The sequence below is a fragment of the uncultured Helicobacter sp. genome (genome assembly GCF_949282165.1).
In the GTDB taxonomy this organism is placed as follows: domain Bacteria; phylum Campylobacterota; class Campylobacteria; order Campylobacterales; family Helicobacteraceae; genus Helicobacter_F.
On record NZ_CASDOV010000024.1, the window covers coordinates 1 to 14,668 of the forward strand.

General features: G+C 49.4%; 16 protein-coding genes. 4 read left to right on the plus strand and 12 right to left on the minus strand.

All coding sequences use genetic code 11. The annotated features are described in order from the left end of the window. Positions 1–147: 147 nt before the first annotated feature. The 7 genes from ACH2BK_RS09240 to ACH2BK_RS09270 are packed head-to-tail and all read right to left on the minus strand — an operon-like array spanning position 148 to position 6,793. Complete coding sequence (locus tag ACH2BK_RS09240) at positions 148–1,050, minus strand: radical SAM/SPASM domain-containing protein (RefSeq protein ID WP_395003554.1); 903 nt, start codon at positions 1,048–1,050, stop codon at positions 148–150. Between the two features lie 9 nt (positions 1,051–1,059). Beyond that, the gene (locus ACH2BK_RS09245; protein ID WP_395003556.1) at positions 1,060–1,998 is read right to left on the minus strand and encodes a S1-like domain-containing RNA-binding protein; all 939 of its coding nucleotides are present in this window, start codon (positions 1,996–1,998) and stop codon (positions 1,060–1,062) included. A gap of 6 nt (positions 1,999–2,004) precedes the next feature. Further along, positions 2,005–3,408 carry an amidohydrolase family protein gene (locus tag ACH2BK_RS09250; protein WP_395003558.1) on the minus strand — a complete coding sequence of 468 codons (1,404 nt, stop codon included), beginning with the start codon at positions 3,406–3,408 and terminating at the stop codon, positions 2,005–2,007. Continuing rightward, entirely contained in the window at positions 3,401–4,405 is a 1,005-nt protein-coding gene (gene mscS / locus ACH2BK_RS09255) for a small-conductance mechanosensitive channel MscS (protein ID WP_395003581.1), read from the minus strand. The genes ACH2BK_RS09250 and mscS overlap by 8 nt, the downstream gene beginning before the upstream one ends. Positions 4,406–4,420: 15 nt before the next feature. After that, a complete protein-coding gene (locus tag ACH2BK_RS09260; protein ID WP_395003560.1) occupies positions 4,421–5,662 on the minus strand; it encodes an amidohydrolase family protein in 1,242 nt (413 codons plus the stop codon). Between the two features lie 12 nt (positions 5,663–5,674). Then, positions 5,675–6,433: a cytochrome c biogenesis protein CcdA gene (locus tag ACH2BK_RS09265; RefSeq protein WP_395003562.1), complete on the minus strand. Its 759-nt coding sequence runs from the start codon at positions 6,431–6,433 to the stop codon at positions 5,675–5,677. A 24-nt stretch (positions 6,434–6,457) separates the two neighbouring features. Then, positions 6,458–6,793, minus strand: coding sequence for a hypothetical protein (locus tag ACH2BK_RS09270; protein ID WP_395003564.1), 336 nt, complete (start codon positions 6,791–6,793; stop codon positions 6,458–6,460). 187 nt (positions 6,794–6,980) lie between these two features. On the opposite strand from ACH2BK_RS09270, the gene ACH2BK_RS09275 reads away from it, so the two are divergent. The 3 genes from ACH2BK_RS09275 to hemE all read left to right on the plus strand — a co-directional run bounded on the left by ACH2BK_RS09275 (position 6,981) and on the right by hemE (position 10,549). Continuing rightward, positions 6,981–8,429 (plus strand): DEAD/DEAH box helicase, encoded by a 1,449-nt coding sequence (locus ACH2BK_RS09275; protein ID WP_395003566.1) that lies wholly within the window; start codon positions 6,981–6,983, stop codon positions 8,427–8,429. An 81-nt stretch (positions 8,430–8,510) separates the two neighbouring features. Next, positions 8,511–9,530: an aspartate-semialdehyde dehydrogenase gene (locus ACH2BK_RS09280; RefSeq protein WP_395003568.1), complete on the plus strand. Its 1,020-nt coding sequence runs from the start codon at positions 8,511–8,513 to the stop codon at positions 9,528–9,530. Beyond that, positions 9,527–10,549, plus strand: coding sequence for a uroporphyrinogen decarboxylase (hemE, locus tag ACH2BK_RS09285; protein WP_395003571.1), 1,023 nt, complete (start codon positions 9,527–9,529; stop codon positions 10,547–10,549). The genes ACH2BK_RS09280 and hemE overlap by 4 nt, the downstream gene beginning before the upstream one ends. 383 nt (positions 10,550–10,932) lie before the next feature. On the opposite strand, the gene ACH2BK_RS09290 is transcribed toward hemE, so the two are convergent. The 4 genes from ACH2BK_RS09290 to ACH2BK_RS09305 all read right to left on the minus strand — a co-directional run bounded on the left by ACH2BK_RS09290 (position 10,933) and on the right by ACH2BK_RS09305 (position 12,397). After that, positions 10,933–11,082, minus strand: a complete 150-nt coding sequence (locus ACH2BK_RS09290; protein ID WP_395003573.1) for a hypothetical protein — start codon at positions 11,080–11,082, stop codon at positions 10,933–10,935. Positions 11,083–11,138: 56 nt separating this feature from the next. Next, positions 11,139–11,507, minus strand: a complete 369-nt coding sequence (locus ACH2BK_RS09295; protein ID WP_394997673.1) for a hypothetical protein — start codon at positions 11,505–11,507, stop codon at positions 11,139–11,141. Positions 11,508–11,694: 187 nt separating this feature from the next. Then, positions 11,695–12,114, minus strand: coding sequence for a class I SAM-dependent methyltransferase (locus ACH2BK_RS09300; RefSeq protein ID WP_395003575.1), 420 nt, complete (start codon positions 12,112–12,114; stop codon positions 11,695–11,697). A gap of 70 nt (positions 12,115–12,184) precedes the next feature. After that, positions 12,185–12,397, minus strand: coding sequence for a hypothetical protein (locus ACH2BK_RS09305; protein WP_394997668.1), 213 nt, complete (start codon positions 12,395–12,397; stop codon positions 12,185–12,187). Positions 12,398–12,473: 76 nt separating this feature from the next. Here ACH2BK_RS09305 and ACH2BK_RS09310 point away from each other — a divergent pair, with 76 nt between their 5' ends. Further along, the gene (locus tag ACH2BK_RS09310; protein WP_395003577.1) at positions 12,474–12,626 is read left to right on the plus strand and encodes a hypothetical protein; all 153 of its coding nucleotides are present in this window, start codon (positions 12,474–12,476) and stop codon (positions 12,624–12,626) included. Here ACH2BK_RS09310 and ciaB read toward each other — a convergent pair. Next, the coding region (ciaB, locus tag ACH2BK_RS09315) for an invasion protein CiaB (protein ID WP_395003579.1) at positions 12,614–14,668 on the minus strand (2,055 nt) is incomplete at its 5' end. The genes ACH2BK_RS09310 and ciaB overlap by 13 nt on opposite strands.

Below are 14,668 nucleotides of genomic sequence, written 5' to 3' on the forward strand. Positions count from 1 at the left end.
TACGCTTTAGGGATTTTTTAGAAGGTTAGCGGACAAAACGGGCGTGCCTTTGCAAAAATCCGCAAATCTCTGCGATGCAAGCCTGCGGAGCCATTTTCCCTGCACAAAAGCCCAATGCCACACAGAATCTAAGCTGCAAATCTACCACTAAACATTCCGCACCAAGCCCCGCGCGTAGTCGCATCTCTGGCACTTTGGATGATACGCCACGCCCTGCCTAAATCCCGCCACAATCTCACGATACAGCGCAGAATCCAAAACCTCCCCAAGGCTTTGGGCGCGCAAATCCCCAAGCCCAATCTCCCCAAAGCAGTCCATACAGCAGGGCACGACTATGCCATTGCTCAAAATCCCAAGCTGCTTTATCGCCCCATAGCAAAAGAGCCTATCGCGAGATTCTATCCCCTCTTTAGAATCTTCCCTCCAGCGATGGTGGCGCGTGAGGGTGCAAAACACCTTGTAGCCCAGCCGATACGCTCCGCGCCCTTGGGCAAATGCCGCGCTATCCACAAGCGTTGCGCCAAGAGATTGCATCGCCTCGCTCCCACGGCACAAATACGCTATCAACTTGCCCTTATCTCTATCCTGCACGCGCAAATGCACAAACGCCTCGCTCCCAATCTCCCTATGATACGCACAAAACTCCAAAATCCGCTCAATATACTTAGGCGCAAACCTCTGTGGCGCGTCCAAAAACGCGCTAAGCGAAAAGGCAATCTGATGCACGGGGGGCTTAAGCAGTCTCTCCCAATCCCAAGAATCCAAAAACTTCCCGCTTGTCACCAAATCCACCACGAGCCCATAGCGCGCCAAAAGCTCCAAATACACATCGAGATTTTTGACTGCCAAGGGATCGCCTAGGATATGCAAATGCACGAGTTTTGTGAGGCGTTTGGGCGCGGTGAGTTGGCTTAAAATCTCCTCAAAAAGCCCCAAATCCATCACCCCGCGCCTGCTCTCACGCTCGCTATGTGGGCAAAAGCTACAGCTAAGCGCGCAGATATCGCTAAGCTCTATGTAGATTCTATCAAAGCGCATAATGTGGCTCACGAGTTGGCTTCACACCGCACCCTCAAGCACAAATGCCTTGCACCCGCTACGCACATTGCTATCTACAAAGCGCGCCCTGCCCTCACGCACGAGCTTATTGGCTAGCGTTTTAAAGTTTTTCTTACTCATACGCAGCAGTGCAAAAACCTCCTCACTAGAGCTTTTAAAATCAAGCTCCAAGCGCCCATTGTGCCGCGCCAAGGCTTCAATCAAACTCGATTCTCCCCGCACCGCGAGGCTCAAATCAAGCTTGCCATCACTGCGGATATGCTTGAGACGCACCGCGAGGCTCTCCCCGATTTGTGGCGTATAGGCTAGCTCGCTGGCATACAATAGCCCATAGTGCGCACCGCCTCTGCCACCTCGCGCCCGACTTGCCCTCATTTGTGAATCTAGCCCACCCACTCGCTTTGAATCTAGTCCGTCCGTCCGCTCTGAATCTAGTGCAGAATCTAGCGCGCCAATCTCCACCACGCACCCAAAGCCTAGCAGCGTGCGCTCAAAGACAAGCGCGCTCACCTCGCGCCCAAGCAGCCGCCTATCGCGGCACGCACGCAGATGCTCCTTTATCCCAAGCTTGCCAATCAGCCTCTCTTGCTTATCAAGCGTGAGAAACACCACGAGCTTTTGCCCTATCATCGCGCGTTTTGGGGATTTGTGCGGGATAAAGAGATGCTTATCCACGCCCAAATCCGCAAAATACCCATACGCATTGCTATCCACCACCTCTAGCGCGCCAATCTCGCCCAGCATTAGCCGCGGAATCTGCGTCGTCGCCACGATCCTATCTTCTGAATCGCGCATAACAAACACGCGCACGCACTCCCCCACGCCCAAAGCCCTATCCACAAACTTCTTAGGGAGCAAAATCTCTCCCCTCTCACTCTCCAAAAACGCGCCGTATTGGCTAAAGCGCGTGATTTTTAGATTCTGCAGTGTGCCTACCATACGCCCTCAGAGCATTTGCTTGCCATTTATGAGCACGCGCTTAGCCTCTTTGGCGTGCAGGATAAACTGCAGGGTTTCCTGATGGGATTGCGTGATATGGGGGATTACAAACACCGCCATATCGGCATTATAGCCCTCTTTTAGCACCCCACTTTTTACCCCTAGTGCCCGCGCGCCGTTGCAAGTCGCCATCTTGACAATCTCCCTAGCAAGGGCGTCAATCTCTATGTGTGGGTAGGCAAAGAGTAGTGCGCGCATCTCCTCAAGCAAACTCACATCGGCATTTGAGCTCTTGCCATCGGTGCCAAGTGCAATATTTGGTGCGATATTTGGCGCGAGAGTCGGCGCAATGTTTGGCGTAGTGTTTGGGGCGAGCGCAACGCCGCTGACTTTGCGCCCCTGTGTGTGCAGATATGGCAGATAAGTATTATTTAGCAAGCGATTAGAGCGCGGGCAAGTTACGATAGTATGGGCATTTTGGGCTATTGTCTTATATTCAGATTCACTCACAAAGAGGCAATGCGTCAAAAGCACATTGTCTAATCCCCCAAACTGCTCCAAAAACCCCTCTATGCTATAAAAGGGCTTGGGGTTTGGGACTTTGAAAGTCTGTGAGAAAAAGTCATAAAAATACCCGCTCCCACTTCCTAGCCACTCGCGCTCGTGGGTGGATTCTAAAAAATGCGCGCTTATGGGGGTTTTTAGCCTCTTTGCCTCTTGCAGGACATATTTGGCATAAATAGGATGGAGGGAATAAGGCGAGTGCAGCGCCACCGCTGGGATAAAAGTCGCGCTTTTGTGCGCTCTGCCCTGCTCTAGTCGTGCTTTAAAATTACTAAAAAGCGTATCAATCGCGCTTGGATTGCTCCCCATCGCTTCGCAAAAATACACCACGCGCAGCCCACTGCCACTAAGTGCCTCCAAATCATAGCCATAGCTGCTAATCGCACCTACAAGCCCCACGCCATTGCGCAGCTGCAAAGCTAGTGCTTCTCGCACGCTTTTATCCATATCGCTTAACACATCATCGCGCTTAGCGATTACAGAATCTAGCCATCGCCCAAAATCCCCATACACAAAGCTTGTTGCGTTGTTGCTAAACTCAAAGTGTATGTGTGCATTCACAAGGCTTGGGAGCAGCACGCCATCGTGCCAAAACTCCCTCTGTGCGCTAGGATAAGCGCGCAAAAGCTCCTCATACTGCCCCACAGCGAGGATTTTGGCTCCGCTAGATTCTCTCAAATCCGCACAATCCCCATAGCCCCCACAATCCACAGAATCTCCCGCACACTTTTGGGAGCTTGCACACGCCTCATACACCACGCCGCCGTTTTTAAGGATAGCAAAGCCCTCATCACACACAAAAACTCTGCTTGCCCCGATGATTTTTTGAGTATTTTGACTACGCACCATTGCCCTTTAGATTCTCTTTTATCTTATGTGCAAAGCCCGCGAGTATCGCGCGATTGCCCTGTTTTGCCTCCTGCGGCTCCTGCGCCCCTTGTTGTAAATCCTTAGCCTCATTACTAGATTCTGTGCTACCCACATACACAAGCCCTTCAAGCGAGATTTGGGAGGCTCTAGGCGTATCATTGGCTTGGAGCACATTGACATCGAGCTTGTTAAAAGGAATCTCTATGCCATTTGCCTCGAGATTGACTTTTAGTGCCTCCAAAACGCAAGCCCTCGCCTCGATGAGCCCATACTCCATATTTACCCAAAAGCGTAGCAAAAAATCTAGCGAACTCGCCCCCATATCCTGCACGCCCACGAAATATCCACGCGCGAGATTCACGCAGGGCTGGTGCTCTAGGACATTAATCGCGATGATTTTTACGGCATTAATCTCGCTCCCATAGCCCACGCCAAAGGTAATATCAATGCGCCTTTGGGAAATATCGGTGTGGTTTATCACATTGGCTTGTGAGACATTGCGATTGGGCAGTATCGCGAGCTTGCCATCAGGGAGGCGAATGGTGGTGTTAAAGAGATTTATCGCCTCGACTTTGCCAAGCAGCGAACCCACCTCTATGGTATCGCCGTGCATAAACGGACGCAGGATAATCAAAATAATCCCGCTCGCCACCGATGAGAGCGAATCCTTTAAACCCAGAGCGATCGCCACGCCTGCTGTGCCTAGCACCGCGATGATGGAGTGCGTCTGCACCCCTGCTGTGCCAAGCGCGGCGATGATGAGCGCGATATTTATCCCGATAAACACCACTTGGGCTAGGAAATTAGCAAGCATTTTGTCTTTAGATTCTAACGCCCTCCTAATCTTTTTTGCCACAAATCGCGAGAAATAATACCCCGCCACGAGCAAAATAATGATTTTTAGCCCAATAAACCCAAAGGTTTTGACAAAAGGTAGTAGCTTATCCCAAATCTCTAGTATGTCCTGCCACATAGCCACCTCACACGCTTAGTCTATCTCATAGAGTTGTGAATCTCTATACATCATCACGACTTTAGATTCTAACTCTGCGCCGCAATAGGGCGAGAAGCTATCTGTGATAGGCGTGCGCCCCGCCAAATCCACTACCATAAAATCCGCTTTTTTGCCCACTTCAAGCGCGCCGCTATCTAGCCCCAGAATCTGCGCGGGATTGTGGCTGCAGAGCTTTGAGAGCAGGCTTAGGCTAAGGTTATGGGGCTTAAAAAGCCTATCATAAGCTAGAGCAAACCCATAGGCTATGCTATCAATCCCAAAGCTCGCTAGCTCAAAGACTTGATCTTTTTGGGAGTTAAAGTCCGCGCATTGCAGGCTTGTAAGCACATCGATCGCGCCATTGCCCAAAGCCTCTAGCAACCCTTGGCGCGCGCTCTGGCTAGGCAGTGGGGGATTGAGCTTGCCCGCGGTATTGTAGTCATCACAGACTTGCTCGCTTAGGATAAGATGGTGCAAACTCACCTCGGTGTGCGCCCTTAGCCCTTGGTTCTTGTAGGATTGGATAATCTCAATGCAGCGCGGCAGCCCTATGGCACTAAAGAGCACCTCGACTTCTTGGGCTAAAAGCATCTCGCATATCTTTGCCACCTCGATACTTTGGGATTTGTGAGAGATGGTGGGCAAGCCGAGTTTTGCTGCTAATGCGCCCTCATTTATCACGCCTTGGGCGAGCGAGCTATCTTGGGCGAAGCAAATGAGCGGGGTTTTTAGCATTTTGGCGTATTGGGCGATGCGCAAGATGAGATTGCCCTCTATATCGCTTTGGAAGTAGATTCCGCGCGCGCCATTAGTATAGAGCTTGCTCACATCGGTGAGTTTTGGCTTGCCCTCATTGCTAAAGATTGGCTTGATACAGGGCAGGATATGCACTTCCAAATCCTTATCCACGCTTTTGATGAGCTCCACAATCGCCTCGCTATCAATCACAGGCGTGGTATCAGGCAGCAGCAAAAGCGTGCCATAGCCGCCCCTTAGGGCTTTTTGTGAAAGCGAAGTGAGGGTTTTGCGCGAGAGGGTGCGCCCCTTGGGATAGACATTGCAGTCTATAAAGCTAGGCATTAGGAGTTTAGAATCCACATCGATGATTTGATGAGCCTCCACATCGCTCATTTGAGCTAGCTCGTCTGTGATTTGCGTGATCACGCCATCTTGGACTTTGAGGCACATTTTTTGGTATCGCTTATGATCGCAGCCCATCGCGTTTGCAAAAATCATCTCACACACCCCCTACATTACAGAATCTGGCAGTATAAAATCAAGCTTGCCCTGCATAATCAGCACGCCTATGCCAACAAGCAGCACGCCGCACGCAATCTCTATGGCGCGCATAAACGCCCTAAGTCGCGCAAAAAACTCCAGCGCGCGCTCCACAATCAGGCTTGTGAGCAAAAACGCCAGCCCCAAGCCGAGCGCATAACTTAGCATATACCACACAGCCATATCGTTTTTACTCACGCCAAGCGCGAGGATCGCGCCCAAAATCGGACCCGCGCAAGGAGTCCAGCACGCGCTAAAACTCACACCAAGCAAAAACGGAGCCAAAAACGACAAAAGGGCTGATAGAAATGGCTTTGTGGCTAGGGTAGATTCTAAACGCGCAAAGGAGAGTTTGGGCGAGATTTTATAGAGAATTGGCAAGCGAAAAATGCCCAAAAAATGCAGCCCAAATGCTATCACAATCCCGCCAGCTATGTAGCTAAATATCGTGCTTTGGAGCCAACGCCCCAGCACACTCCCAAAAAAAAGCCCTAAGATGACAAACACACTGCAAAACCCTAGGATAAAGCTCAAAGTCTTTAGCACAATACGGAGGCGATGGCGCGGGAGATGAGCACGCAAATCCTCGAGTGAAATGCCGCTAATGTAGGAAATATATGCCGGAATGAGGGGCAGGATACAGGGGCTTAAAAATGTCAAAATCCCTGCTAAAAAGCTCGCGATAAGCGGCGCAGAAGCAAAAATCGTGTGATAAAGTGTGTATTCCATTTTATTCCTTAATGCAAGTTTGTTTCACAAACTTGTTATCGGCAATGTGAGCAAAGCCCCCATTGCCTCCGCTGCGCGTTCATACACTGCATTTTCTAGCAAGTTTATAGAATCTTTTGGTGTCGCCGCGTCAGGAACGCGACTTGGGCTAACACCTTCTCTATAAACCGAGCTAGATTCTATTGTTTTATGCAAGTTTTTGCTAGGGCAAAAACTTGTTGCCGCTCGCGGAGAGTGAATCTCCGCTCGCTCCGCTGCGCGTTCATACACAGAATCTAGGTGCGAGATTCTATGGCTTTCTAGTGTCGCCGCGTCAGGAACGCGACTTGGCATTTGCGTAGATTCTATAAACCGAGCCAAAGCCTAGCATTTTAGAATCTAAGCCTACAAAGCCACCTTCATAAAATCCCACCTAAGGCTTACAAGGGCATTTTAGCACCTCACAGGCTCCAAGCGCGCATTATATCCTACCAATCATAAAATTCTAGTCTGTGTTTTTGTGGAATTTTGCTACAATACGCGCTTATTATCTTTCCAAAGGTTTATGATGCAAACACACGATGACAGCTCCCCTAGCACACAACAACCTAGTTTTGAATCTTTTGGCTTGCGCGGCTATCTTTTGCGCGGTATCAATGAACTCGGCTTTAGCACGCCCTCCCCTATCCAAGCCCAAAGTATCCCTATCGTCCTAAAAGGCAAAGATCTCATCGCCCAAGCCCAAACAGGCACGGGCAAAACCGCAGCCTTTGCAATCCCAATCCTGAACAAAATCCAGCGCAATGACAGCATCGAAGCACTCATCATCACGCCCACACGCGAGCTTGCTATGCAAATCAGCGAGGAGTTTCTCAAGCTTGGACGTTTCGCGCGTATCAAGACGATCTGTATGTATGGTGGGCAGAGTATCAAACGCCAATGCGACCTGCTCAAAAATAAGCCAAAGGTGATGATCGCCACGCCCGGCAGACTGCTTGATCATCTAATGAATGGGCGTATCAAGGATTTTGCACCCAAAGTCGTGGTGCTTGATGAGAGTGACGAAATGCTTGATATGGGCTTTTTGGACGATATAGAATCCATTTTTACCTACCTGCCAAACAATATCCAAACCCTGCTTTTTTCTGCCACGATGCCCCCCGCTATCCGCGATCTCGCTATGCGGATACTGCACGAACCAGAATTTGTCAAAATCTCGCCCATAGACATTACCAACCAAGATATCGATCAAAAATACTATATCATCAATGAAAACGAGCGCGATGAGGCGATTTTGCGCCTATTAGAGACGGAGAGCCCCACAAAAAGTATCATTTTCACACGCACCAAAAAAGAAGCCGATATCCTCGCCCAAAAACTTATACGCTCCAACTTCAACGCCGCCGCACTGCACGGCGATATGGAGCAGCGCGACAGACGCGATGTGATGGTGCGCTTTCGCCAAAATGGCATTGAGATTCTCGTAGCGACTGATGTCGCCTCGCGTGGGCTTGATATCAGCGATGTGAGCCACGTCTTTAACTACCACATACCGCTCAATCCCGAGAGCTATGTGCATCGCATAGGACGCACCGGCAGAGCGGGCAAAAAGGGCGTGGCGATTACCCTCGCCACACCCCTAGAGTTTAAAGAGATTCACAAAATCAAGCAAAGCACCAAAGCAAGCTTAGAGCTCTGCCACATAGAGGGCGAGGCGGAGATAGATTCTGACACACTCCTCTCCAAAGTCGCCGCGCTTGAAAGCTCACAATCTAGCCTAGAGCATTTTGAGAATCTAAAAGGGCACATAGATCCCACGCAGCTTTGTCTCAAACTCCTAAGCCACTTTATCCAAACCCAATGCACCAAAACTATCGGACTAAGCAAAGAAGAGATCGCCAAGCTCGAGGCAGAGGGCAACCAACCTAGTAGCAAACCCAAACGCCAAAGTGCTAAAAAGCGATCTTCCAAGCCGCGATATAGCAACAAAAGCATCACAGATAGTATTTGGGGGTAGCACCAATTTTGTGCAAAGGTTTGCCGCAATGCACGCCTTTGCGATTTGCAAAGATTCACAAACCACATAATGGAGCGTTATATGAAAAAATACAATGTCGGAATTGTCGGGGCGAGCGGTGCGGTAGGCGAGGAGCTCGCACTCATCTTAGAGGAGCAGGATTTCCCAGTGGGCAAATTCGTGCCATTAGCAAGCGCGCGCAGTGCGGGAGAGAACGTGAGCTTTAGAGGCAAGGAATACGAGATATTAGAAACCACCGATGAAGTCTTTGCCAAAGAGCAAATAGAGATCGCGTTTTTCTCTGCGGGCGGAAGCGTGAGTGCGCGCTATGTGCCTAGTGCAGTCAAAGCCGGGGCGGTAGTGATTGACAACACGAGCCATTTTAGAATGGATCCCGATGTGCCCCTTGTCGTGCCAGAAGTCAATCCAGAGGATATCGCGCTCTATAAGCAGCACGGGATCATCGCCAATCCCAACTGCTCGACTATCCAAATGGTGCATATCCTAGCACCGCTACACAGGGCGTTTGGGATAGAGCGCGTGGATGTGAGCACCTATCAAGCCGTCTCGGGTGCGGGCAAAAGGGGAGTAGAAGAGCTCCTTACCCAAATGCGCCAGATTCTCAACTTCGATGTGCAATCCTGCAAGGCGGAGGTTTTCGCACACAGAATCGCGCTCAATACAATCCCACATATCGATGTGTTTTTGGACAATAACTACACCAAAGAAGAGATGAAAATGATTAATGAGAGTAATAAGATTATGCACACCAATATCCCCATCAGCGCGACTTGCGTGCGTGTGCCAGTGCTAAGAAGTCATAGCGAGAGTATCACTATCCACTTTGCGCACGCCATAGATGTCACAAAAGCCAAAGAAGTGCTAAAAAATGCGCCAAATGTCGTGCTGCTTGATGATGTGCAAAACAACCAATACCCAATGCCCCTCACCGCCACAGAGACAGATCAAACCTATGTAGGGCGCATACGCGTGGATAATTTTGACCCCAAAATCCTGCATTTGTGGTGCGTGGCGGATCAGCTGCGCGTGGGTGCCGCGACAAACGCCGTGCGTATCGCACAAAAATGGATCGCGCTATGATTTTTGTCGATGCGTGCTTTAGGAAAAAGACGCCATACACACCCATATGGCTTATGAGGCAAGCAGGGCGGTATCTTAGCGAATACAAAGCCACGCGCGCGAGGGCGGGGAGTTTTTTAAATCTGTGTAAAAATGTGGAGCTCGCCACAGAGGTTACGCTCCAGCCTGTGGAGATTTTGGATGTCGATGCGGCGATTTTGTTTAGCGATATTTTGGTGGTGCCCCTTGAGATGGGATTGGAGCTTGAATTTGTCGCGGGCGAGGGACCGAGATTTAGGCAGACTATTGGTAGCCAAAAAGATGTCGATGCGCTCAAAAGCGGGGCGTTTAAGAATCTAAGCTATGTGTATGATACGCTTAGCACCTTACGCCAAAAGCTCCCCAAAGACAAGGCACTCATAGGGTTTTGTGGCTCACCTTGGACGCTAGCGACTTATATGATAGAGGGCGAGGGGAGCAAAACTTACACCAAAAGCAAAAAAATGCTCTACACCAATCCCGCGCTGCTTCACGCTCTGCTAGGTAAGATCACTGAGGAGCTTAAGGGCTATCTATCGCGACAAATAGAATCAGGCGCGAATGCCGTGCAGATCTTTGATAGCTGGGCTGGGGCGTTAGAATCTAGCGCGTATTTTGCCTTTAGCTGGGCGTATATGAAAGAAATCGCGCATTTTCTAAAGAGCAAATACCCGCATATCCCCGTGATGCTTTTCCCTAAGGGAATTGCGGGATTTTTGGAGCACATAGATGGGGAGTTTGATGTCTTTGGCGTGGATTGGAGCACGCCTATGGAGCTAGCTAAGCAAAAGCTCGGGAGCAAATATGTCCTGCAGGGCAATCTCGAGCCCGCAAGGCTTTATGACAGAGATTCTATGCTCGAGGGCGTGGAGGAAATCCTGCGCGTGATGGGCACACAGAGTGGGCATATCTTTAACCTCGGGCACGGTATGCTGCCCGATCTCCCGCGGGAGAATGCCATAGAGCTCGTGCGCTTTGTCAGAGAGCGCACAAAGAGGTAGAGCGAAATTGCTTGAGCAATATGCGTTGTGGGCAAGCTCTCACTTGGGAAAATGACTCTTTTTGTCTCGCTGCGCTTAAGTTACAGGGCGGGTGAGTATTGCGCAGATTTGGCGGGCTTGGGGGACTCAACTATCCTCTTAGGCAACTCCTCCACCCCTCCCGCACCCGATAAAACTCCACAAGCCCACCATGCACCAAATTAAGCATAAGATTTAGAATCTAAGAAAAATTTAGATTCTAAGCCATTACAGAATCTAGATTGAGAATTTAATTTGTCCTCACAGATTCTAAAAACAATCAAGATTCAAATAAAATAGATTCTAAAATACGCACACAATCCAAAACAGATTCAAAAATCTACTCCCAAAAATCTAACTAAGATTCAAAAGAAAAAGCAGAATGTAGAATCTAAAGCATTTACAGAATCTAGCCTCGCAGAATCTAAAGCCATTTTAGAATCTAATTCCATAGAATCCAAAACAATCACAGAATGCACTCCAATAGATTCAGAATCTAGCCCCACAGAATCCACTCAAGATTCACAAAAGCAAAGTTTAGATTCAAAAGCATTGACAGAATCTAAAACAATTACGCAATCTCCCACTTCAAAAACTTTGTGCGAGGCTTTGCCCGATTCAAATAATGGGCGCGATAGCGCAAACCTAGCGCAATTGCAAAATTGCGCCATTTTTGCTGCGCAAAAATGGCAGAATCTAAAGATTTTAGGGCTTTAGATTCTGCTAGGCTGCGCTGTCGCGCCTCATTATTTATTTTTGGCAAAGCCTTGATAAGGTTTTTTGAAATGCTAGATTCTGTAAGTTGCTTAGATTGTGAATCTAAAAAATTAAAACTATGTTTCCCCTCAATTCTGAATCTATGGGCTAGATTCTGAATCTGAGTTGCTAAAACTAGATTCTGAATTTGCTTGAGAGATTCCACGCTTGGCTTGCTCCGCATTGCGTGGATCGCATAACGCCACTATCCTTACAACAAAACGAAGTTTCTTTAGAAAGCGCAGCTTCTTTAGATTCTAAATCTGCCTATCTTTAGAATCTCCTTGCGCAATCGCGTCAGGAGCGCGTATAGCGTTGGCGCAGATTCTATAAATCTACCTAGCCTATTACCCTGCTTTAATGCAAGCACCCTAGGGCTTTTTGCCCTCGATATAAAAGCTCTCATCACTTCTAGATTCTAAATCAAAAAGCATATTGCTATCGCTCCCCTCTCTAAACCCACACTGCCTCACCTCCACAAAGCCCACAGATTCTAGCTCATAGGCTAATCTCTCAAAGTCCCACACGCTCAAATGCAAAAACTCCTGCGTCAAAAGCCGCACGCGCTCCGCCGCCAAATGCGCGCTCTCTACGCGTTCCTTTGCCTTGAGGTAGTCTCGCACGCATTGGGACGCATCAGGAATGCTTAGGCGTATGCAGCCCCGTGGTTTTAGCACCCTAAAGCACTCCTGCAAAATCCGCCGCGCATCATCGACATAAAAATGCTCCAGCACATGCTCGCTAAAAATTCCCTCAAAGCTATCATCATCGCATTTAAAAGGATAGCGCAAATCAAGCTGCCATTGTGGTTTGGGGGTTTTGTAGGTTTTGTAAAACTTTAGATGAGAGAAAAAATCAGCATTAATGATATGTATAGGCTTGTAATTGCCCCCCCCCCGAAGGAGAAGAGGCGATGAGGTTGTTTCCGCAACCTAGATGGAGGTAGTTTTTGCTCCCTTGTTTGATGGGGGCTTTGTGCCCTAGGAAGATCCTGCCATAGAGGCTAACGCACTCAAACTTCAAAAGCCCAGTCAGCGTTGTTTTGTATTGTTGGTTTCGTAATTGTGTTAGCATTTTGCTCCTTTTGTTTATCTCAAATCTAGCAAAATATTTTTTGCTCCAAGCTCTGTAATGCGCTTTGGGGCGATGGATGATTGTAGCATTATTTTTCTGCGAGCTTGCTTCATATATTAGAATCTTTTATTTTGAGCGCGTCAGGAATGCGATTTGGCATTTGCACAGATTCTATAAGCCAAGCCACTCATACGCGCTCCAATCCCACCACGCCCTCTACTCCTCATAAATCTCCTCCCCGATAGCCACATAACGCTCGAAATAATGCTCCACAAGCGCGCTAGCCTGCGGGTGCAGCACACGCACGCCCTTGCTTTGTTTATTGATACAAAATCGCTCTAGCCACGCTTTGGCGTCCTTTTTGTCCCGATAGTGCGCAGCGAGATCCACATAGGTGCGCAGATACCACAGGGCTAGCTCCACATAGCGCGCACGATTTATCCCAACCTTGCCAAACTCCCTAGATTTATCAAACTCCAGTGCCCCGCTCTCAAAGCCGCCGCACAAATGGATAATCCCCTCGCAGTAATACGGACGCACCTCCAGACTTTCACGCCACGCCATCAGCCCCACCGCTCGCCTTAGACAATCATCAAAGAGTGCTTCCCATATCTCCGCTTCCACCGCGCTGCAGCCCTCTAGTGCCCTAAGGCAATGCTCCACGCTAAGACGCTCCAAATCCCCTAACCCATCGCACAAAATCCTAGCAATGGGGCTATGAGCTAGCAAATACGCGACAATCCCCCCGCTTGTCGCCTTAAACTCCTCGATGTTTTTGAACTCCCCGCTTTTATTCATCGCCTCTTCACTACTCTCATCAATCCACAAAATATGCCCAAACTCGTGCCCATTGGTGCTAAGATCATACACACTATGCCACAAACTCTCGTTGTGGAAAAGCACCTCACGCCCCCGCGCGATAAACTCCTTGCTAAAAAACTCATAGCTTAGGCGCATTTGGGGCTTGGCGCGCGCTTGGGCGATGATACGCAGCGGAAAGGCAAAGATTTTCTTGCCCTCCTTGCGGCTGACGATCTCATCATTTGGCACCACTTGCGCGCTAAAAAGCCCATTATTCTCCGCACCAAAAAAGAGCAGCGGCACAGATTCATACACCCTGCTTTTCTCCAAACTATGCTTAACAAAGGCTCTGCTGCGCGCCCCATAGCCTAGTGTATCGGCAAGCAAGCTAAAGGCGTGCTTAATCCCTTGGGCGACATCAAGCGCGTATATGCCCTTATTGTCCTTTGCCACACACAGGCGCAAATCCCACTCCGGCGCGACTGCGTGGCGATACACATCTTCATAATACTCCAACGGATGCCCCACTTGCAGTGGTGCGTCGATACGCATCCACGCGTAATCCACAGCGCGCCAAGATTCTATAAGTTGCGCGCTATTGGTGCAAGCCCACGCGTTTTTGAGTGCCTTAAAATACTCCACATAGGCTTGCGCGCAGCCAAACACGCTATCTTCCAAGCCCTCTAGCCTGCCCACACTCACTTCTATCGCCTCAATGATCGCGCCCACTTCTTTGGGGAATGCCTCGATATAAGGCACGCAGGAGAATGCGCTCTGGCGCGTGAGTGGTGTGCGTGGGTGGCAGGGCAGCGAGTAGGTGCGCTGGGCGTTATTACCCGCGCTATCGCGCTCCATCGTGGGTTCTAGGAGTGCTAATGCCTCCTCAAAGCTAAAAATCTCGCCAAGGCGCGCGTTGATACCCTGTATGAGCTCCCTATCCCATAGGGCAAAAAACGCATTCATACACAGCCCGATTCTATAAGTGCTCGCGAGAATCTCGCGATAAAAGGGCGTGAGGAGCTGCCTAGATTCTATGGCGTGCAGCAGCTTGGCGTGCGCGGCGGCATAATACGCGCTGACATACTCTAGTAGCAGAGCGCGTGCGTGGGCAATCTCTGTGGGCGATTTGGATTTGAGCAGCTTTAGGATTGCGTCCTCACGGAGATTGACAATGCGCTCTATGAGGGCGACAAAATGCTCGCGCGTGGGGGCTATGCCTAGCTTGGCACAGAGGCTAGTGAGCGCGTCTGTGTGGTTTGGGGTTTGTTCATTGTTTAAAGTCTCTGCTTTGGATTGTGTGCTTGTCTTTGAATCTATGTTAGATTCTGTGCGTGTCTTTGAATCTGTTGGGCTAGATTCTGTGTTTCCTAAATTCTCCGCCTTAGATTCTGAATCTGCTTTGGATTCTGTAGATTCTAAGTTTCTTAGAGTCGTGTTCTCACGAATACTTCCTAGATTCTCAAAATCGTT